Source organism: Pseudomonas sediminis, from assembly GCF_002741105.1.
Lineage (GTDB): Bacteria > Pseudomonadota > Gammaproteobacteria > Pseudomonadales > Pseudomonadaceae > Aquipseudomonas > Aquipseudomonas sediminis.
Genome location: NZ_NIQU01000001.1, coordinates 395877 through 415044, shown reverse-complemented (window position 1 = coordinate 415044; position 19168 = coordinate 395877). Strand labels below are relative to the sequence as shown.

At 62.1% G+C, this 19168-nt stretch carries 19 protein-coding genes; 6 read left to right on the top strand and 13 right to left on the bottom strand.

The window, feature by feature from the left end:
• The first annotated feature begins 127 nt into the window (after positions 1-127).
• Together CDO35_RS02005 and CDO35_RS02000 are read left to right on the top strand one after the other, a co-directional pair.
• Positions 128-1459, top strand: a complete 1332-nt coding sequence (locus tag CDO35_RS02005; RefSeq protein WP_099522335.1) for a spinster family MFS transporter — start codon at positions 128-130, stop codon at positions 1457-1459.
• Between the two features lie 143 nt (positions 1460-1602).
• Positions 1603-2376 carry a hypothetical protein gene (locus tag CDO35_RS02000; RefSeq protein WP_231976562.1) on the top strand — a complete coding sequence of 258 codons (774 nt, stop codon included), beginning with the start codon at positions 1603-1605 and terminating at the stop codon, positions 2374-2376.
• Between the two features lie 4 nt (positions 2377-2380).
• Here CDO35_RS02000 and CDO35_RS01995 read toward each other — a convergent pair whose 3' ends face one another.
• A complete protein-coding gene (locus CDO35_RS01995; protein ID WP_099522334.1) occupies positions 2381-3103 on the bottom strand; it encodes a substrate-binding periplasmic protein in 723 nt (240 codons plus the stop codon).
• Between the two features lie 64 nt (positions 3104-3167).
• The gene (locus tag CDO35_RS01990) at positions 3168-3509 is read right to left on the bottom strand and encodes a zinc ribbon domain-containing protein YjdM (protein WP_058487120.1); all 342 of its coding nucleotides are present in this window, start codon (positions 3507-3509) and stop codon (positions 3168-3170) included.
• Positions 3510-3976: 467 nt separating this feature from the next.
• On the opposite strand from CDO35_RS01990, the gene CDO35_RS01985 reads away from it, so the two are divergent.
• Positions 3977-4786: a gamma-glutamyl-gamma-aminobutyrate hydrolase family protein gene (locus CDO35_RS01985; RefSeq protein ID WP_099522333.1), complete on the top strand. Its 810-nt coding sequence runs from the start codon at positions 3977-3979 to the stop codon at positions 4784-4786.
• A gap of 30 nt (positions 4787-4816) precedes the next feature.
• Here the strand turns inward: CDO35_RS01985 and CDO35_RS01980 are convergent, their stop codons facing one another.
• The 3 genes from CDO35_RS01980 to CDO35_RS01970 form a co-directional block, all read right to left on the bottom strand.
• Entirely contained in the window at positions 4817-5290 is a 474-nt protein-coding gene (locus CDO35_RS01980) for an LEA/WHy family protein (protein WP_074860180.1), read from the bottom strand.
• 54 nt (positions 5291-5344) lie between these two features.
• On the bottom strand, positions 5345-6190 hold the full coding sequence (locus CDO35_RS01975) for a DMT family transporter (RefSeq protein ID WP_099522332.1): 846 nt from the start codon (positions 6188-6190) through the stop codon (positions 5345-5347).
• 121 nt (positions 6191-6311) lie between these two features.
• Positions 6312-7118, bottom strand: a complete 807-nt coding sequence (locus CDO35_RS01970) for an outer membrane protein OmpK (protein ID WP_099522331.1) — start codon at positions 7116-7118, stop codon at positions 6312-6314.
• A gap of 421 nt (positions 7119-7539) precedes the next feature.
• On the opposite strand from CDO35_RS01970, the gene CDO35_RS01960 reads away from it, so the two are divergent.
• On the top strand, positions 7540-8334 hold the full coding sequence (locus CDO35_RS01960) for an SDR family NAD(P)-dependent oxidoreductase (RefSeq protein ID WP_099522330.1): 795 nt from the start codon (positions 7540-7542) through the stop codon (positions 8332-8334).
• 125 nt (positions 8335-8459) lie between these two features.
• Here CDO35_RS01960 and CDO35_RS01955 read toward each other — a convergent pair whose 3' ends face one another.
• Together CDO35_RS01955 and CDO35_RS01950 are read right to left on the bottom strand one after the other, a co-directional pair.
• Positions 8460-9026, bottom strand: coding sequence for a TetR/AcrR family transcriptional regulator (locus tag CDO35_RS01955; RefSeq protein ID WP_099522329.1), 567 nt, complete (start codon positions 9024-9026; stop codon positions 8460-8462).
• A gap of 33 nt (positions 9027-9059) precedes the next feature.
• Positions 9060-9629, bottom strand: a complete 570-nt coding sequence (locus tag CDO35_RS01950; protein ID WP_099522328.1) for a PaaI family thioesterase — start codon at positions 9627-9629, stop codon at positions 9060-9062.
• A 95-nt stretch (positions 9630-9724) separates the two neighbouring features.
• Here CDO35_RS01950 and CDO35_RS01945 point away from each other — a divergent pair, with 95 nt between their 5' ends.
• Positions 9725-10924 (top strand): Bcr/CflA family efflux MFS transporter, encoded by a 1200-nt coding sequence (locus CDO35_RS01945; protein ID WP_099522327.1) that lies wholly within the window; start codon positions 9725-9727, stop codon positions 10922-10924.
• 15 nt (positions 10925-10939) lie between these two features.
• Positions 10940-12340: a dihydrolipoyl dehydrogenase gene (lpdA, locus tag CDO35_RS01940; protein WP_099522326.1), complete on the top strand. Its 1401-nt coding sequence runs from the start codon at positions 10940-10942 to the stop codon at positions 12338-12340.
• Between the two features lie 133 nt (positions 12341-12473).
• Here the strand turns inward: lpdA and CDO35_RS01935 are convergent, their stop codons facing one another.
• The 6 genes from CDO35_RS01935 to arcD form a co-directional block, all read right to left on the bottom strand.
• Positions 12474-13430, bottom strand: a complete 957-nt coding sequence (locus CDO35_RS01935) for a hypothetical protein (RefSeq protein ID WP_099522325.1) — start codon at positions 13428-13430, stop codon at positions 12474-12476.
• Positions 13431-13674: 244 nt separating this feature from the next.
• Positions 13675-14040, bottom strand: a complete 366-nt coding sequence (locus tag CDO35_RS01930) for a DUF5064 family protein (protein WP_099522957.1) — start codon at positions 14038-14040, stop codon at positions 13675-13677.
• Between the two features lie 12 nt (positions 14041-14052).
• On the bottom strand, positions 14053-14979 hold the full coding sequence (arcC, locus tag CDO35_RS01925) for a carbamate kinase (RefSeq protein ID WP_099522324.1): 927 nt from the start codon (positions 14977-14979) through the stop codon (positions 14053-14055).
• Positions 14980-15125: 146 nt separating this feature from the next.
• Positions 15126-16136 (bottom strand): ornithine carbamoyltransferase, encoded by a 1011-nt coding sequence (locus tag CDO35_RS01920; protein ID WP_099522323.1) that lies wholly within the window; start codon positions 16134-16136, stop codon positions 15126-15128.
• 64 nt (positions 16137-16200) lie between these two features.
• On the bottom strand, positions 16201-17451 hold the full coding sequence (gene arcA, locus CDO35_RS01915) for an arginine deiminase (RefSeq protein WP_099522322.1): 1251 nt from the start codon (positions 17449-17451) through the stop codon (positions 16201-16203).
• Positions 17452-17466: 15 nt separating this feature from the next.
• The gene (gene arcD, locus CDO35_RS01910; protein WP_099522321.1) at positions 17467-18894 is read right to left on the bottom strand and encodes an arginine-ornithine antiporter; all 1428 of its coding nucleotides are present in this window, start codon (positions 18892-18894) and stop codon (positions 17467-17469) included.
• Positions 18895-19168 lie beyond the last annotated feature (274 nt).

The window sequence follows — 19168 nt, the reverse complement described above, 5'->3', positions numbered from 1 at the left end:
GTTAAAAACAGGCTCAAAATGCTCATTTACAACTCGTAAACTGCGCTTTTTCGCCTGTTTTTGCCTTGCGCTGACTGCCTCGCCTACGTTTTTAGAAGCACCCTAAGCGGTGTCGAGGAGAGCGTCCGTGCATAACAACAATAACGGCTATCCCTCCAGTGCCCGAGCCTGGACCACTGTTGCCATCCTGATGGTGGCGTATGTCCTGTCCTTCGTTGATCGGCAGATTCTCAACTTGCTGGTCGAGCCCATTCGCCGCGATCTGGCGATCAATGACACGCAGATGAGCCTGCTGATGGGCCTGTCGTTCGCTCTGTTCTATACCGTGTGCGGCATTCCGCTGGGTCGTGTGGCCGATACCCGCAGCCGGCGCGGGCTGATCGCGGTCGGCATTCTGTTCTGGAGCGCCGCTACCGCCGCCTGCGGCATGGCCAAGCTGTACTGGCAGTTCCTCCTGTGCCGCATCGGCGTGGGTGTGGGCGAGGCGGCGTTGTCGCCCGCCGCCTATTCGCTGATTGCCGACAGCTTTCCCGCCGAGCGCCGGGCCACGGCCATCAGCGTCTACTCCATGGGCGTCTACCTCGGCTCGGGCCTGGCCTTTCTGGTTGGCGGGCTGGTCATTCAGTTTGCCTCTGCGCAGGGCGACGTTACGTTGCCGATGCTGGGTGAAGTGCGTCCCTGGCAGCTTATCTTCCTCATTCTCGGCGGTGCCGGCGTGCTCTTCACGTTGCTGATGTTCGCGGTCAAGGAGCCTGCTCGGCGTGGCGCCGGTGCTGGGGTGGCGGTGCCGCTCAGTGAAGTGGGGCGCTACATTCGTGCCAATCGACGTACCGTGCTGCTGCACAATTTCGGCTTCGCCGGTTTGGCCTTCGCCGGTTACGGTAGCGCCGCCTGGATACCGACTTTCTTCATCCGTACCCACGGTTGGGATGCCGGCCAGGTCGGCATTGTCTACGGCAGTATCGTCGCCGTGTTCGGTTGCCTGGGGATCGTCTTCGGTGGGCGACTGGCTGACTGGATGGCCAAGCGCGGGCGCAGCGATGCCAACATGCGTGTCGGCCTTTACGCGGCCCTGGGGGCCTTACCCATGGTGGTGCTGTATCCGTTGGTGGACAGCGCATTCTGGGCCAGTGTGCTGATGGCCCCCACGGTGTTCTGCCTGAGCATGCCGTTCGGCGTGGCGCCAGCGGCGATCCAGGAAATCATGCCCAATTCGATGCGCGGCCAGGCGTCAGCCATCTATCTGTTCGTCATCACCCTGATCGGCCTGGGAGTGGGGCCGACCGCCGTGGCGCTGGTCACCGACTTCGTCTTCGCCGATGACGCCGCGCTGCGCTATTCGCTGCTGATCGTCACCACCCTGGCTGTGTCGACGTCGATCATCCTGCTGGCCAAGAGCCTCAAGCCGTACCGCGAAAGTGTCACGCGGTTGGAGCAATGGGCCGCTAATCCGGCCTGAACAGGCGCATTTTCCTGCCGTGTCGTGCGTTGATCGGCACGATTTATGCGCCAGGGCACAGGCAACGTGGAATTTTTGCGCTTTACTGAGGTTCTGAGTGTTGCGCGTGCCATTGGGGCGCGTGCCAGCCAGGGAACCTCTGCATGGGAGCGAGGCCAGCGTCTGCTGCACACGGCAGGCCAATCAACAACTCGGTATGTTTGCAGCGGTTAGTGCTGCCGGTGCTGGCTGTGCTGTTGCTGCTCAGCGGCTGCAGTGGTCGTCTGGATAACGATTCCATCCTGCACACGCGCAATCCGCTCAAACCCACCGAGGTGCTGCAGACGGACGTCGATCGCATGGCTACCCTGGCCATGCGTAACAACCTCAACAGCCTCTATCGGCTGATGAACAAGCTGTATCAACGCAACCCACGCGAGTGGCGCAAGAATTCCCTGCCCGACGCCGCTGCTGCCGAGCGCGCTATCCAGTACGCCATCGAACATAACCAGGACTGGCCAACCTTGGGCGGCCGACGTGATGTCGCTGCGCTGGATTATTCGCTGAGCCCGGCATTTCAAGGCGACCGCGTGGCAGCCTTCACCTATGCCATTGGCAGCATGCTGGTGACGGCTCACGGTGGCCGCACCGAGTTCTACCTGACCGACAGCTTCAATGCGCAGTTCATCCACAACGCCGCGCGCAATCTGGAGAAGGCCGGCTGGATGCTCTCGCAACGGCGTGACGCCACGGGCCAGCCGATGCTGCTATCCAACGAGTTCTCCGAGCAGGGCAACAACCTCAGTTATGCAGTGGAGTTCGGCAAGATGGTGGCGCGCCTCGATCTGCTCACCCATGTGCTGGAAGAGCGTTACCGGCGGATGGGCGCCAACTACGCCCAGAGCCTTTTTCTGCTGAATTTCCTGCCGGTGCAGTAGCGCGTCACTGGTGCCAGCGTTGCTGAATCTCATCCAACGTACCGGCCTTGCGCAGGCGCACCAGCGCTTCGGAGAACTGCCGGGCGCGCTCGGTATCACCCTTGGCGAAGGCGACGAAGCGCGGCATCTGGATCAACGGGCGAGGTAGCACGCGCACCTGTTCCTGGGCGCGCTGTTCGCGAATGAAATAGAGCAGTTGGGTATGGTCGCCGACGATGATGTCGATGCGTCCGGCCAGTAGCATCGACACCAGTTGCCTTGGATTCTGGGCGCTGGTGTCACGGGCCAGATCGGTGCGGTCGAAGTTTTCTTCATAGGCATAGCCGCGAACCTGGCCGATCACGTACGGCGACAGGTCATCCAGCGTCTTCCAGTCGCTGATCGCGGTCTTGGCAGTGGTCATGAACACGGTCGAGCCGCTGCGCAGCGGACCGACCAGCTCGTATTGCTGCTGACGTTGCGGTGTGCCGGCGAACTGGAAGGCCATCTGTACTTCCCCACGGTCGAGCATGCGCTTGACGCGCTCCCAGGGGTAGAGACGGATTTCATACGGCACCTGCGCTTCGCGCAGTACCGCGTCGACCAGTTCGACATCGAGCCCGTGCGGCGTATCGTCCTCGGCGGTGACGAAGCTGTAGGGGGCGAACTGTTCGTCGCCCACTACCCGCCAGGGCTGTGCTGCCAGCGAATGGGTCAGAGCCAGTAGAGCGAGCAGCAGATAGCGCATGACGGCGTTCCTCATGACCGGCCTGTTTTCAGGCTAGCCAATTTCTGCGAGGAACGGGTGTGAATCAGACCTTGCGGACGAACTCGGACTTGAGCTTCATCGCACCGATGCCATCGATCTTGCAGTCGATATCGTGATCGCCGTCGACCAGGCGAATGTTCTTCACCTTGGTACCCACCTTGACCACCAGCGACGAGCCTTTGACCTTGAGATCCTTGATCACGGTGATGGTGTCGCCGTCCTGCAGCAGGTTGCCGACCGAGTCCTTGATCACGCGCGCATCATCGCTGTTCTCGGCGCTCTCGCCGGCTTTCCACTCGTGGGCACATTCGGGGCAGACCAGCTGCGTGCCGTCTTCGTAGGTGTATTCGGAGTTGCATTTGGGGCAGGGCGGCAGAGCGGTCAAGGCATGTCCTCGGTGAGCAGGAATAAACCGCAGATTATATAGGGTTTTGTTCGCGGGCGCCGCTCTAGGACGTGGAGCCACCGAGATATGGGTGTTTTAAATATTGGACTTATCAGCGGGAGGTGGTTTGCCTGTATTTCCCTTTAAGCGCCTTTTTATGGGCGTTTACTTGATATGCCAACAATGAGGCACCAGAAAATATCGAGCAGATTTGTTTGACATATTTTACGGCTCGGGCAGACTGGCTGCAGATTCCGTTGCCGAACCGGGTAACGGGCAGCATCGCTGCAGCCCCTCTCTGGATGGAGTTGACCCGGTTCGAGCCGCCGTCGGAAGGCGGCACTCAGGCTCAGGATGAGTCTCGGTGCGCGGGGTTAGCCAAACAGGCCGCACGTGCTACAGCAGAGTGTTCTGCTGGCCAGCGGTCTGCACAGCAACGATAGGCCCGGCCTGTCCCAAGGTGACGTATGTCCGACAACAAGATCCGCAACACCCCCAGCAAGAACAATCTCCGCAAGCCCGTCGTGTTGATGTCCATGGGCGCTCAAGAGCGCAAGGGCCACGACTATCAGGTAATGACCCACAAATACATCCAGCCCCTGGTCGAGTTCTCCGGTTGTGTGCCGGTGCTGGTGCCCACCTGCTGTGGCATCGACGACCTCGAACAGTACCTGGACATGGCTGATGGCGTGTACCTGACCGGTGCCGGCAGCAACATCGACCCGGCGCTCTATGGCCAGGAAAACGAGACGCCGAACAAAGGCCAGGACCGCGATCGCGATCTGTTCGATCTACCGTTGATCCGTGCCGCCATCGCTCGCGGTCTGCCGATCTTCGGTATCTGCCGCGGTATGCAGGAAATCAACGTGGCGCTGGGTGGTGACATCTACCAGAAGGTCTACGCCGAGCCGGGTTTCAACGACCATCGCGAGAATCCCGATGACCCGGTCGAGGTGCAGTACGCCCCCAGCCACAGTGTGCGCCCGGTAGCCGGTAGCTGGTTCGCCGAGTTGATGGGCAAGGAAGAGATTCAGGTCAACTCCCTACACGGCCAGGCCATTCGCAACCTGGGCAAGGGACTGGAAGTACTGGCCACCGCCGAGGATGGTCTGATCGAGGCAGTGCATGCGCCGAGCCTGTCGCCCTTCCTGTTCGCGGTGCAGTGGCACCCGGAATGGCAGGCTGCACTGAACCCGGATTCGGTGAAGATCTTCCAGGCTTTCGGTGACGCCTGTCACCGCCGAGTCGCCTCGCGCAACAGCCGTCAGGCTGCCTGATCCGCGCCAAAAGCGCCGCTGGCCCCTGCATCAGTAGGGGCTTGGCGGTTGTGGCCAGTTCAGGGTGCCGCTGTCGCTGAAGCGACGCGTGCCGAACAGGCCATCGGCAAGTTTGCCGCGCAGCACGTAGGGCACTTCCTGGCCGGGTTGATAGCCGGCCGCGCCCCAGGCCTGACGCACCACTGAAAACGCCGAAATGCTCACCGGGACGCTCAGTACCGTCTCGCCGAAGCGTGGCACGCTGCCGCTCTGGTCGCTGACGCCACTGGCCAGCGGTTGGCCGTTTACGTCCAGATCCAACGCCATGCCGTTGAAGCTCACCGCGCTGTCATTGGGGTTCTGCACTCGCAGCTTGACCGCGAAACGCACTTCCAGGCCCTGACCGGGCAAAGGTTCCAGGCCGACCAGGTCGACCCGTAGCGGATCACGATTGCTCAGGCTGGCGCAGGCGCCCAGGCTGGCCGCGAGCAGGCTTATGAGGCAGAGACGGAGCAGACGAGGCATGACGGTCTTCCCTGGACTTGATGGGTTCAGGATAGAAGACCGCAGTGCGCGCCATTAGCTCCCGGCACGTTGCCGGCTGCCCAGCACCAGTGCGATGCCGCCGAGTACGGCGACGGCGCTCAAGGTCAGGCGCAGAGATAGCGCCTCGCTAAGCAGCACGCTGCCGCCGAGAGCGGCGAGAATCGGCACGCTCAGTTGTACCGTGGCGGCCTGGCTGGCGCTTAGTCCTGGGAGGGCGCTGTACCATATGGCGTAGCCAACGCCGGAGGTCAGGGCTCCGGACAGCACGGCGTAGAACAGGCCTGGCCCGTCCCAGTCGAGGTGTGGCAGCAGCACCAGCGCCAGCAGCAGTGCCAATGGGGCTGCACGCAGGAAGTTGCCAGCGGTCACGGCCAGCGGATCACCCTGGCCACGCCCCAGCAGTGAGTACGCTCCCCAGGCGATGCCGGCCAGCAGCATCAGCAAGGCCCCCAGCAGTGGTGGCGCACTGGCGCCGGGCAGCAGCAGCGCCAGCAGGCCGGCAGTCGCCAGCGCCGTGCCGAGGCAGGCGCCCAGCCCCAGGCGTTCGCCACGCAGCAAGCCCCAGAGCAGCATGCTCAATTGCACCGAGCCGAACAGCAGCAGGGCGCCGATGCCGGTATCCAGTTGTAGATAGGCGAAGGAAAACGTCGCGGCGTAAGTGAACAGTGCCAGTGCGCCTGGCCAGTTGCCGGCTATGGGTTGCCTGGCCTGCCTCAGCCTGAGCAACAGCCAGAGCGTCAGCGCGCCAGCGAGCAGGCGGATCGCCGTGAAGCTGGCGGCATCGATGTCGGTTTCACGCAGTGCCAGGCGGCACAGCAGCGAGTTGCCGGCGAAGGCCAGCATGGCAAGGCAGGTAAGCAGCAGGATACGCGGTGGCATCGTCCATCCTTGGGTGAAGGTCTGGTGATGCCGTGCAGCTAACCACGCCAGGCTGGTCGATGGCATTGGCAGAAGGTCGCAAGTGGCTGCGACCTTGGCCATTCAGGCAGGGGGCAAATGATCAGAAGTGCGCTTTGACCAGCAGGCTGGCAGTGTTCTGATCGGTGGAACCTACGAAGTTTTCGCTGACGAATCCGCCGTCCTTGATGCCGTACTTGTTCTTCCAGTAGTCGTATTCGATACCGACGTAGAGCTGCTTCTCGCCCCACTTCAGCGCTTTGCCCAGGTCGTACTTGATCTGCGGATTGAAGTGCAGGTTGGCGTGGTAGTCGCCACGGCGGTTGCTGTCGTTGTCCACCACCCAGTCCATGAAACCATCGATGAGGATGTCCGATTCGCCGACGGGGATGGTGTAGCTCCACACCGGGGTGATCTGCCAGACGTTGCTGCCGGGGCGGCTGCCGTCGGTGGTGCGCAGGTAGGTGTTGAGCTGGAAGTAATCGAAGCCGGGGATGTCCAGGTCGACCGCCGGGCCGATCAGGTAGGACTCGACGTCGTCTTCACCGAACTCGTAGGTAGTGGAGATCAGCACGTCCTTGATCGGTCCGAAGGAGAAGTCGGCACCGGTGATCTTGCCCAGCGAGAAGCGCGGGCTGAATTCGCCATAGAAGGTATGGCCGTCACCCGCGCCGTTGGTGGCGTCGGTGTTGTACTTGATCACGTCGACGAACAGGAACAGGTCACCGAAGCTCCAGCCGCTGGCGTGCTCGAAGGTGATGGTCTGCTGGATTTCCGGGTCGATCTTGAAGTCCTGGCCATAGAGGTAGGTCAGGCTGTTGTTCTGCCACTGCATCAGGTCACCGGCAATGGCCTGGCCGCCGGCCAGCAAACCGCCGGCCAATGCCAGCGAAGAGAGAGTGCGATTCATGAAAGCTCCTGGTGGTTAAGACGTGTCGTTATGGTTTTTTTGCCTGCCATTCATGGCGGTCGCCCTTGCGGAGCCGACGTCAAAAATCGCTCCGGGCGTTTTTAAACCTGTCCGTCTGGTCAGGCTGGTGCTGCTAGAGCAAAAACGGCGCCAATTCTCTTGATTGTGCATATCCCTTGCAAATCAAAAGGATGCACGGAGTTCTCAGGTTCGCTCCAGTGCCATCGATGCACCTTTTTCTGACCAAAAGGACAAAAACAGCCATAACTTGGTGCGCAACCGTCTGGCGGCTGCTGTGATGCTTTTCCAACGCTGTGCTTGATTAGTTTGATTATGGTCGTAATATGATTTTTAAATTATGACTGTAATCTTATCGGTGGGAGGATGCCCTCTCACTCATCACACCCCCTGGAGACTTGCCATGAATGCCCAACCCGCCCTCGGAACTGCCCTGATCACCGGAGCCTCGTCTGGCATCGGCGCCACGTATGCTGAGCGCCTGGCCCGGCGCGGCCATGACTTGCTGCTGGTGGCGCGTGATGCTCAGCGCCTGCAGACCCTGGCCAAGCGCCTGGGCGCCGAGTACGGCGTTGCGGTCGAGGTGATGCCGGCGGATCTCACCCTCAAGGCCGATGTGCTCAAGGTGGAAAAGCGTCTGCGCGAGGACTCGAATGTCGCTTTGCTGGTGAACAACGCTGGGGTCGCCATGAACGGTCCATTGGCGTCCGCCGATCTTGACCAGGCCGAGACCATGATCCAGCTCAACGTGGTGGCCCTGACGCGTCTGGCGGCGGCGGCAGCTGCCAATTTCTCCGCGGCGGGGCGTGGCGGCATCATCAACCTCGGTTCGGTGGTGGCGCTGGCACCGGAAATGTTCAACGCTGTGTACAGCGCGACCAAGGCCTATGTGCTGAGCCTGACCCAGACCCTGGCTGGCGAATTGCGCGGTTCGGGTGTTCAGCTGCAGGCGGTGATGCCAGGCGTGACTCGCACCGAAATCTGGGAGCGCAGCGGCACCGATGCGTCGGCGCTGCCGCCGTCGATGATCATGGAAGTGGGCGAGATGGTCGATGCAGCGCTGGCTGGTTTCGATCAGGGCGAACTGGTGACCATACCCTCGCTGCCGAATGCAGCCGACTGGGACGCCTTCGTCGCTGCCCGCGCTGCCTTGGGGCCGAACCTGTCGCGCAACCAGGCGGCTGCGCGCTACAAGTGAGTCCGAAGCAGTCTCTTTATTGGCTATGTGCACGTGAGTGACGTTGTAGGAGCGGCTTCAGCCGCGAATTTCGCGGATAAATTCGCTCCTACGGGTGCACAGTTAACTCAGGCATAGCCTTGTCATTACGCGTCCTGCGCCTGCTCGATCAGCAGGCGACGGGTGGTTTTCAGCAGGCGGTCGGACAGCTCAGGATCCTTGACGCTGCGCGACAGCAGCAGGGCGCCGACCATGGCCGAGAGCATCAGCACGCTTTCGTCTTTCGCGTCTTCGCCTTCCAGGTTGTTCTCGATCAGCGCCAGGCGGTTGCGCACGATCACATCGCTAGTGGCACTGGGTTCGCCGCGCTGGCCGAGCTCCGCAGATATGGTCGGCAGTGGGCAGCCAGCGCCAGGGTTGGCGCGATGCAGGCTGGACAGGTAATGCTGGATGAACGTCTGCAGCGGCGCTTCGGCTCCTTCCAGCGACTCGGCTGTGCTGCTTTCCAGCGTCTGTACGGCGTGCTGCAGCGCAGTTTCGACCAGGTCGTCCTTGGATTTGAAGTGCGCGTAGAAACCGCCATGGGTCAGGCCGAGCGCTTTCATCAGTGGCTGCAGGCCGGTGGCCCCGACTCCATCGCGGCGAAAACGCAGGGCCGCTTCTTCGATGATGCGTTGATGAGTCTTGGCCTTGTGGTCTTCCGAATAGCGCATGGCGGGCCTCGTCTGTCTATCAAATGGTGCTTGTCATCTTACACTGGCGTCGCTGTTCTGGCGCGGCGCATTCATATCGAGAATCAGGCAAGTGGTGGAGGCAACGGCATACAGGCGTTCGTCGACATCATAGAGACGCCCTTCAGCTAAGGCGGTGGAGCGACCGACATGAATGATCCGGCCTTCCGCGCGCACCGGTCCGGTCTCGCTGCGCAGCGGGCGGATGTAGCTCACTCGCAGGTCTGCGGTGGTGTAGCCCTGCCCCGGTTTGAGCAAGGTATGTACGGCGCAGCCCATGCAGGAGTCGAGCAGGGTCGCGATGTAGCCGCCGTGCACGCTGCCCAGCGGGTTGTAGTGGCGCTGATCCGGCGAGCCCTGGAACACGAACAGGCCGCTGGCCCATTGCACCGGAGTGAAGTCGAGCACGGCGTTGATCGGCGGGGAGGGCAGGTCGCCGCGGCCGATGCCGTCGAAGAAATCCATCGGCGACATGGCGGCCACTTCCGTCAGGCTGAGGGTGCCCGGGGCAGCGAGTTGATTGCGAATGGCCTGTTCTTCGGCGATCCAGGTGGCGAGGCGGGCGTCTCGAGATAAAGCAGTCATACGGGCTCCGAATAAATATGATAGACGACATTTAATGTTTCATATTATGGTTGAAATATAAACAACCGCCAGTCGCTGTCGATCGGAGCCTTGTCATGCAGCCTTCCCGCGTCCTGTTGATCATTCTGATGCTGCTCACCGCGCTGGGAGAGACGTCCACGCAGTTACTGATTCCCGCCCTGGGTGAGCTGGAACGTGGGCTGCAGGCCAAGCCTGGCAGCAGCCTGCTGGCACTGTCGCTGTTCGTCGGCGCTTTCGGCTTGGGGCAATTGGTGCTGGGCCCGCTGTCGGATCGGCTCGGGCGGCGACCGGTGTTGCTCAGCGGTTTGAGCCTTTATCTGCTGGCGACCCTGGGCATGCTGCTGGCGCCGAACATCGAGGTGTTGATCGGCATGCGTGTGCTGCAGGGGCTGGGCGCCTGCGCGGCGCTGGTGCTGGCGCGCGCCATCGTCCGTGACGTGTGGCAGGAGCAGGCGGGGCCGGCCTTGGCGCTGACGGTGCTGGGCATGTTCGCGGCCATTGTGCTGTCGCCGGTGGTCGGTGGTCTGCTGACCCAGTACGGCGGCTGGCGCGCGCCGCTGCTGGCGACCGTGGTGCTTGGTAGCCTGGCGTTGCTCTCCGTGTTCACCCGTTACCGCGAGACGCACCTGCAGCGCGATCCCCAGGCTGGCCGGCTCAACGGCCTGTGGGCCAGTTACCGGCTGGTGTGGCCCAGTTGCCGCGCGCTGGCACTAACCATTGCTTGCACTTACGGCTCGATGTTCGTCGTGGTGGCCGGCTCGTCGTCGGTGTACATCGGCCTGCTGGGGCTGAGCGCCGCGCAATATGGGCTGACTTTTGCTCTGGTCGTTTCCGGCCTGCTCGGCGGCGCGCTGTTCACCCTGCGCAATGTGCAGCGCTTGGGGCCACAGCGGGTGGTAGGCATCGGTGTCGCGCTGGTGCTGCTCGGGTCGTTGCTGACCCTGGCGATCTATCTACTGTTTGGCCTGTCGCTTCTGGGGCTATCGCTGCCGCAGGTATTGGTGACGCTGGGCGGCGGCATGTTGCTGCCGGCCGCCGTGGCCGGTGCGGTGATTCCCAATCCGCAGCGTGCCGGGCTGGCGGCGGGGCTGATGGGCTTCTCGCAGATGGCCGGCGCCACCCTGGCTGGTCTGCTGCTGGGCGCCCTGCAGGATGGCTCGGCCTGGCCTATGGTTGCCTTGAACGCGCTGTTCGCCGTGCTGGCGTTTCTGTTCTTCCACCTTCTGCGCACCCGCCCGGTCGTCACGGCTGCGGTGGCCGGCAAACTTCCCTGATTCGAGGACAAAGCAATGAGCAGCTATGACGTGGTCATCATTGGCGCCGGCCCTGGCGGTTACAACGCGGCGATTCGTGCCGGCCAATTGGGGCTCAAGGTGGCCTGTGTGGAGGGCCGCGAAACCCTCGGTGGCACCTGCTTGAACGTCGGTTGCATGCCGTCCAAGGCGTTGCTGCATGCGTCCGAACTCTACGAGGCCGCTGCCGGTGGTGAGCTCAGTGCCCTGGGCGTTGAGGTCACGCCGACGCTCAACCTGGTGCAGATGATGAAGCAGAAGGCCGACAGCGTCGAAGCGCTGACCAAGGGCGTGGAGTTCCTGTTTCGCAAGAACAAGGTGGAATGGGTCAAGGGCTGGGGGCGCATCGACGGCCCTGGCCGGGTGCAGGTCAAGCTGAGCGAGGGCGGCGAGCGCCTGCTGGAGACGAAGAACATCGTCATCGCCACCGGCTCCGAACCGACGCCCTTGCCGGGCGTAAGCATCGATAACGCGCGCATCCTCGACTCCACCGGTGCGCTGGCGTTGCCCGAGGTGCCCAAGCACCTGGTGGTGATCGGTGCCGGGGTGATCGGCCTGGAGCTGGGCTCGGTATGGCGCCGCCTGGGTAGCCAGGTGACCGTGGTGGAATACCTCGACCGCATCTGTCCCGGCCTGGATGGTGAGACAGCCAAGACCCTGCAACGCACACTGGGCAAGCAGGGCATGAGCTTCAAGCTGGGTACCAAGGTTACCGGCGCCAAAACAGGCAAGTCCGGCGTGACCCTGACGCTGGAGCCGGCGGCTGGCGGCGTGGCTGAAGTGCTGGAGGCCGACTACGTGCTGGTGGCTATCGGTCGGCGCCCTTACACCCAGGGGCTCGGGCTGGAGAGTGTCGGTCTGAACACCGACAAACGCGGCATGCTCGCCAATGAAAGGCACCAGAGCGGCGTGCCGGGCGTGTGGGTGATCGGCGACGTCACCTCCGGGCCGATGCTGGCGCACAAGGCCGAAGACGAGGCCGTGGCCTGTATCGAACGCATCGCCGGGCACGCCGCCGAGGTCAACTACGGGGTGATACCCGGCGTGATCTACACCCGTCCGGAAGTCGCCAGCGTTGGCAAGGGCGAGGAGGAGCTGAAGGCCGAAGGCCGAGCCTACAAGGTGGGCAAGTTCCCCTTCACCGCCAACAGCCGGGCAAAGATCAACCACGAGACCGAAGGTTTCGTGAAGATTCTCGCCGATGCCAATACCGACCAGATACTGGGCGTGCACATGATCGGCCCGAGTGTTGGCGAGTTGATCGGCGAGTACTGCGTGGCCATGGAGTTCTCCGCCTCGGCCGAGGACATCGCGCTGACCTGTCATCCGCACCCGACCCGCTCGGAGGCAGGACGCCAGGCGGCGATGGGTGTGCATGGCTGGACGATGCAGGCGTGAGAACGGGCAGGGGCCGCTCAGGCCGAGCCTCCCGGTTGTTGCTTCGATTGAATGATCGCATCGGTGCGCGGCGCACCCTACGAGTGCCGCGTTTTTTCTCGGCGAGTTCTCAGAGGTTCACCTCGACAGCGTCCTATCTCCCTAGATTGTCGATACTCAGGTAGAGCGACAACCACGGGTGTTCGGGTTGGGTGGCTTTGTTCTTTTCAATCAGGGAATGGATGAGCCTGAGGGGCAAGGTGTCCGAGGCCAGTTCTTCAATCGCGACGTTCTTCCATGTCCCTGAGCCATCTTTGCCAACCATGAAGGCCAGGATGGGTTTGTCCTGGTTATTCAGGTTCTGATATTCCGGTAGGGCTGGCTCCCGGCTGGGGTCATTGCGCAGCATAGACGCTGCATAGGCCTCCAACTCTGCTGCTGGTGGCCAGTTTCTCCAAGCCTTCTCTCCCTCGCTCATGGTGCCGATCAACTGTGCGTCTCTCAGAAAGCTGGTGACCAGGTGCCACGGTGCGGAGCCGTCCGCTCTTGTCAGTTTCTCACTCAGGTCATAGGTTTCATTGCGATGCACCATGTCGCGATTGGTCATTTCCAGAAAAGCCACCTGACGCTCTGCGGCGGTAAACAGCCCGGAGTCATTGAAGGAGATCTTTGAAAGCGCCACTCGATCCAGCGGCGCGAAGGGATTTTCTGCCGTGCGATTGTTGTAGATCTTCTCCTCACCATAGTGATGGTCGAGAAGGTAGTTAGCCGCTTGCTGGGCCAGTATCTGTCGCTCCTGGCTGAGATCCTCGGGCAATTCCTGGAGAAAATCAGCGTTCTTGCCATGTGCCTCGATCTGCTGGTGGTTACTGTTCAGAAATGCATCGAAATCTACGGCGGCGCTGGCGCTGCTGGTCGACACGCTCTTGAGTAGCAGGGATATTTTCGTGGCGGCGGGAGAGAGGGTTACCGTAACACCTGAATTGGTGTCGAGGGCCTGTCTGTTGGGCGATGAAGAGGTTTTTTCGGTATCGCGCTGAATGACTTTGATCGCAGCGCCCGCTGTGAGTGAGCGGTTTGCCAGCAGGCCTTCCACGTTGAAGATGGTCATATCCATATCCTTTGGTTTTTGCTGTCCTCCACGCTCAGTCGTTAACTGACACGCGATGTCATGTTCTCTCAATCATCAGGTCGGCAGTTTGGGGGAAGTCTTGAAGAGCTTTTGCTTCTGGAAGCGATGTCGTCAGGCGTGCTCGGTGGCTTGGGCACACTCGTTGATTCGCGCGGCGCACCCTACGGAGAAACGCGTAGCCCGAATGTAATCCAGGCCACGCGAGTGCGATGGGCGCGGCGAGTCAGAGCACGTGGTCGAGGTTGACCGGCTCGCCCGGTTGGACATTGAGCTTGCTGCGGATATCGGCGAACACCTTGTCGTACTCGTCGTGGCCGCGCATCACCGGACTGGCGTTGGGAGGCAGGCCATGGCGGGCGGCGATGCGGGTCGCCACGCTGGCGAAGTTGAAGGCGACATCGCGATGCAGTTCGAATTCCTCCTCGAAATGCTTGCCGTCCACCTCGCCGACCAGACGCATATGCAGCATCGGCCCCTGCTGCGGGTCCTTGCGGACTTCGTAGTAGAAGTCCACCGAGAAGGGTGGCAGCAGGCGCATATGCTCGGGGCGGTCGTTATTGTCGCGGTGCAGGTGACCGGGTGTGAACATGATCATGCCCTCTCAGCGATAGACGATGCCCTTGCAGTCCAGGCTGATGCGTGTGCCTGAACGACCCTGGACGATGGCCTCGATATTTCCCAGCGAACCGATCACCGCGCTGCTGCCGGTATTGCGTGCGAACTCGCAAGCGGCCTGCACCTTCGGCCCCATTGAGCCGGCGGCGAAGCCGAGCGCTTCAATAGCATCGGGATGAGCTTCGGCGATGGATTTCTGCGTCGGCTTGCCCCAGTCCAGGTAGGCCGCGTCGACATCGGTGGCGATCACCAGCAGGTCGGCATTGAGCTGTTCGGCCAGTAGCGACGAACACAGGTCTTTATCGATAACCGCCTCGACGCCGCGTAACTGGTTGCCGTCGTACATCGTGGGGATGCCGCCGCCGCCGGCGCAGATCACTACGCTGCCCTTTTCCAATAGCCATTTGATCGGGCGGATTTCGAAGATGCGCTGCGGGCGTGGGCTGGCGACCACGCGGCGGAATTTGTCGCCGTCGGCAGCGATGCTCCAGCCTTTTTCGGCAGCCAGGCGTTCGGCCTCCTCTTTGCTGTAGACCGGGCCTATGGGCTTGCTCGGTTTCTTGAAGGCCGGGTCGGCGCTATCCACTTCGACCTGGGTGAGCAGGGTGGCGAAGGGCACTTCGAATGGCAGCAGGTTGCCCAGCTCCTGTTCGATCATGTAGCCGATCATGCCTTCTGTTTCGGCGCCGAGCACGTCAAGCGGGTAAGGGTTGGCTGCGTCATAAGCATTGCCCTGCAGGGCCAGCAGACCGACCTGCGGGCCGTTGCCGTGGGCGATGACCAGCTCGTTGCCATCTGCCACCTTGGCGATCTGCTCGCAGGCGACGCGCACGTTCTCTCGTTGATTTTCCGCAGTCATGGCTTCGCCGCGACGAAGCAGAGCGTTGCCGCCCAGAGCGATGACGAGTCGCATGGTGTTCTCCTTGTCGCTCGGATTGAATCCGGGGGCTGTGGTTTGGGGCTCGGCGTCGCCGGCCAGACCCTCTCCTCCGGCCCCTCTCCCATAAATGGGAGAGGGGATACAAGCTCATCCCCGGATTGCGTCCGGGCTACGTGAACCTAAATATCTGCCAGGGTCGAAACCAATATCGCCTTGATGGTGTGCATGCGGTTTTCCGCCTGCTCGAAGGCGATGTTCCAGGGCGACTCGAACACGTCTTCGGTGACCTCGATGCCGTTCTTCAGGTGCGGATACTGCTCGGCGATCTGCTTGCCGACCTTGGTCTCGCTGTTGTGAAAGGCGGGCAGGCAGTGCATGAACTTCACCCGCGGGTTGCCGGCGGCCTTCATGATCTCGCTGTTGACCTGATAGGGCAGCAGTTCCTGGATGCGTTCGCCCCAGGCTTCCACCGGCTCGCCCATGGACACCCAGACGTCGGTATGGACGAAGTCGACGCCTTTGACCGCTTCCTTCGGGTCTTCGGTGAGCAGGATGCGTGCGCCGCTTTCCTCGGCGAATTTCTTGCAGGCGGCGACGTGTTCGTCGCTGGGCCACAGCGCCTTGGGCGCGGCGATGCGCACATCCATGCCGAGCTTGGCGCCGATCAGCAGCAGCGAATTGCCCATGTTGTTGCGTGCGTCACCGAGGTAGGCGTAAGCGATGTCGTGCTGCGGCTTGTCGCTGTGCTCACGCATGGTCAGCACGTCGGCGAGCATCTGCGTTGGGTGGTATTCGTCGGTCAGGCCGTTGAACACCGGCACGCCGGCGTAGGTGGCCAGCTCTTCGACGATCTCCTGCTTGAAGCCGCGGTACTCGATGGCGTCGTACATGCGTCCGAGCACGCGGGCGGTGTCCTTCATGCTTTCCTTGTGGCCGATCTGCGAGGAGTTGGGGTCGATGTAGGTGACGTTGGCGCCCTGGTCGTAGGCCGCTACCTCGAAGGCGCAACGAGTACGGGTCGAGGTCTTCTCGAAGATCAGCGCGATGTTCTTGCGGGTCAGGTGCTGCTGCTCGGTGCCGGTGTACTTGGCGCGCTTCAGATCGCGCGACAGGTCGAGCAGGTAGCGCAGCTCGCGAGTGCTGTGGTGCATCAGGCTGAGCAGGTTGCGGTTGTGCATGTTGAAAGCCATGGTTCTTTCTCCTTTTGGGCCGTCGAAACGCCCCAGCGGCGGGTGGCTGCCGGAGCTGGCTGGATCAGTAGTCGATGGGGTCGCGGATGATCGGGCAGGTCATGCAGTGGCCGCCGCCACGACCGCGCCCCAGTTCGCTGGCGCTGATGGTGATGACTTCGACGCCGGCCTTGCGCAGCAGGGTGTTGGTGTAGGTGTTGCGGTCGTAGCCGATCACCACGCCGGGCTCCAGGCAGACCACGTTGTTGCCGTCGTCCCACTGTTCGCGTTCGGCCTCGTAGGCATCGCCGCCGGTTTCCACCACACGTAGTTTTTTCAGGTTGAGGGATTCGGCGACCACATCGACGAAGGGTTTGTCCTCGCGGCGTACGTCGATGCCGCCTGGGCGGCTCTCGTCCGGACGCAGAATGAAGGGCACGATGCTGTTGGCCACTTCCGGGAAGATGGTCACCAAGTCGCGGTCGCAGAAGCTGAACACGGTATCCAGGTGCATGGCCGCACGGGAGCGGCCGAGGCCAGCGACCACTACCCGCTCGGCCGCGCCCTTGGCGAACAGTGCGCGCGCTACCTGGCCGATGGCCTGGTGCGAGCTGCGTTCGCCCATGCCGATCAACACGGTGCCATTGCCGATGGGCATGACGTCACCGCCTTCCAGGGTGGCTGAGCCGTGCTCTTGGTCCGGGTCGCCGTACCAGATCTCGAAGGGCTCATTGGCGAAGTCCGGGTGGAAGGTGTAGATGGCGCTGGCGAGCAGGGTTTCCTGGCGGCGCGCTGGCCAGTACATGGGGTTCAAGGTGACGCCGCCATAGATCCAGCAGGTGGTGTCGCGGGTGAACTGGGTGTTGGGCAGTGGCGGGAAGATGAAGCTGGCTTCGCCGAGGTAGGCGTTGAACATCTTCGCTGCCTCGGAATCCTTGTGCTTGACCAGGTCGGCGCCGGATACGCCACCGATGAGGAACTCGGCGATCTTGCGTGGCTCCAGTCCTTCGATGAAGGCGCGCACTTCATTCTGCAGGCCGAGGCCGACGCTGTTGGGGGTGATCTTGCGGTCGAGAATCCATTTCAGCGCGTTGGGGTCGCTGACGGTCTCTTCCAGCAGGTTGTGCATCTCCACCACTTCGACGCCACGTTCTCGCATCTTGGTCATGAAGTCGAAGTGGTCGCGCTTGGCCTGGGATACCCAGATCACATCGTCGAACAGCAGTTCATCGCAGTTGGCGGGGGTCAGGCGCAGGTGGGCGAGGCCTGGTGAACAGACCATCACCTTGTGCAGTTTGCCGGCTTCGGAATGAACGCCGAGGGCTTTCTTGGACATGTCGAACTCCTTCTCTTACAGACTCAGGAAACCGTCATACAGCCCGTAGGCGGCGATGGCGGCACCGATCAGTACGGCGACAAAAATCAATTTCTCGACGCCGGTGAAGATGGGCTGCCCCAGCTCGCGCTTGGCCTTGGCGAAGAGGATCGCGCCAGGGGCATAGAGCAGCGCCGAGAGCAGCAGGTACTGCACGCCGGCGGCATACACCAGCCACACCGCGTACAGGGTGGAGATGGCGGCGATCAGCAGATCCTTGTTGCGCTCACCGGCGGCGTTGGCGTAGGTCTCGCCGCGTACCGCCAGCAATACCGCGTAGGCGCTGGACCAGAAGTACGGCACCAGGATCATCGAGGTGGCCAGGTACAGCAGGCTGAGGTAGGTGGAGGCGCTGAACAGGGTGATGATCAGGAACAGCTGGATCAGCCCGTTGGACAGCCACAGCGCGTTGGCCGGAACGTGGTTGGCGTTCTCCTTGCGCAGAAACGCCGGCATGGTGTGGTCGCGGGCGCTGGCGAAGAGAATCTCGGCGCACAGCAGCGTCCAGGACAGCAAGGCGCCTGCCAGTGAGACGATCAGGCCGATCGAAATCAACTGTGCCCCCCAGGGGCCGACCACCTGCTCCAGCACGCCGGCCATGGACGGGTTTTTCAGCCCGGCCAGTTCGGCCTGGGCCATGATGCCCTGGGACAGGATGTTGACCAGAACCAGCAGCAGAAGTACACCGACGAAACCGATCACCGTGGCCTTGCCGACATCGCTGCGCTTCTCGGCGCGAGCGGAGAAGATGCTCGCGCCTTCGATGCCGATGAACACCCAGACGGTGACCAGCATCATGTTGCGCACCTGATCCATCACGCTGCCCAGCTCTGTATTGCCGCGGCCCCAGAAGTCCGCAGTGAATACGTCGAGCTTGAAGGCGATGGCGGCGATGACGATGAACAGCGCCAGCGGCAGCATCTTGGCGATGGTGGTTACGGTGTTGATGAAGGCCGCTTCCTTGATCCCGCGCAGCACCAGAAAGTGCAGCAGCCAGAGCAGCACCGAGGCGCAGATTACTGCCGGCAGGGTGTTGCCTTCGCCAAATACCGGGAAGAAGTAACCCAAAGTGGAAAACAGCAGCACCATGTAGCTGACGTTGCCGATCCAGGCGCTGATCCAGTAGCCCCAGGCTGAGGAGAAACCCATGTAGTCGCCGAAACCGGCTTTGGCGTAGGCGTACACCCCACCGTCGAGTTCGGGCTTGCGGTTAGCCAGGGTCTGGAATACGAACGCCAGGGTCAGCATGCCCACACCGGTGATCAGCCAGCCGATCAGGGTGGCACCGGCGCTGGCGCTGGCTGCGATGTTTTGCGGAAGCGAGAAGATACCGCCGCCGACCATGGAGCCGACGACCAGCGCGATCAGCGCGCCGAGGCGGAGTTTTTGCGTCGAGTCAGACATCTCAATTACCTCCGTGTCACAAGGGGACATAGGTATTGAGCGCGTTTGGCGAGCACAGCATCCTGACTTGAATCAATGGTCAGGATTCGTCAACGCACATCCTTGTTCCAGGCGTTGTCGAGCACCTGATGAGCGTCAGGACTGCTGCTCTGTCTGGCACGGGGAGGCGCCAGTCCAATCAACATAGACCGAACTTTCTGTTCCGCAATGATGGCCAGTTGCGATGGAGTCGCTAGCGGGGAAAGGGGATGGGCGGGGCGGTTGGCCCCGCTCG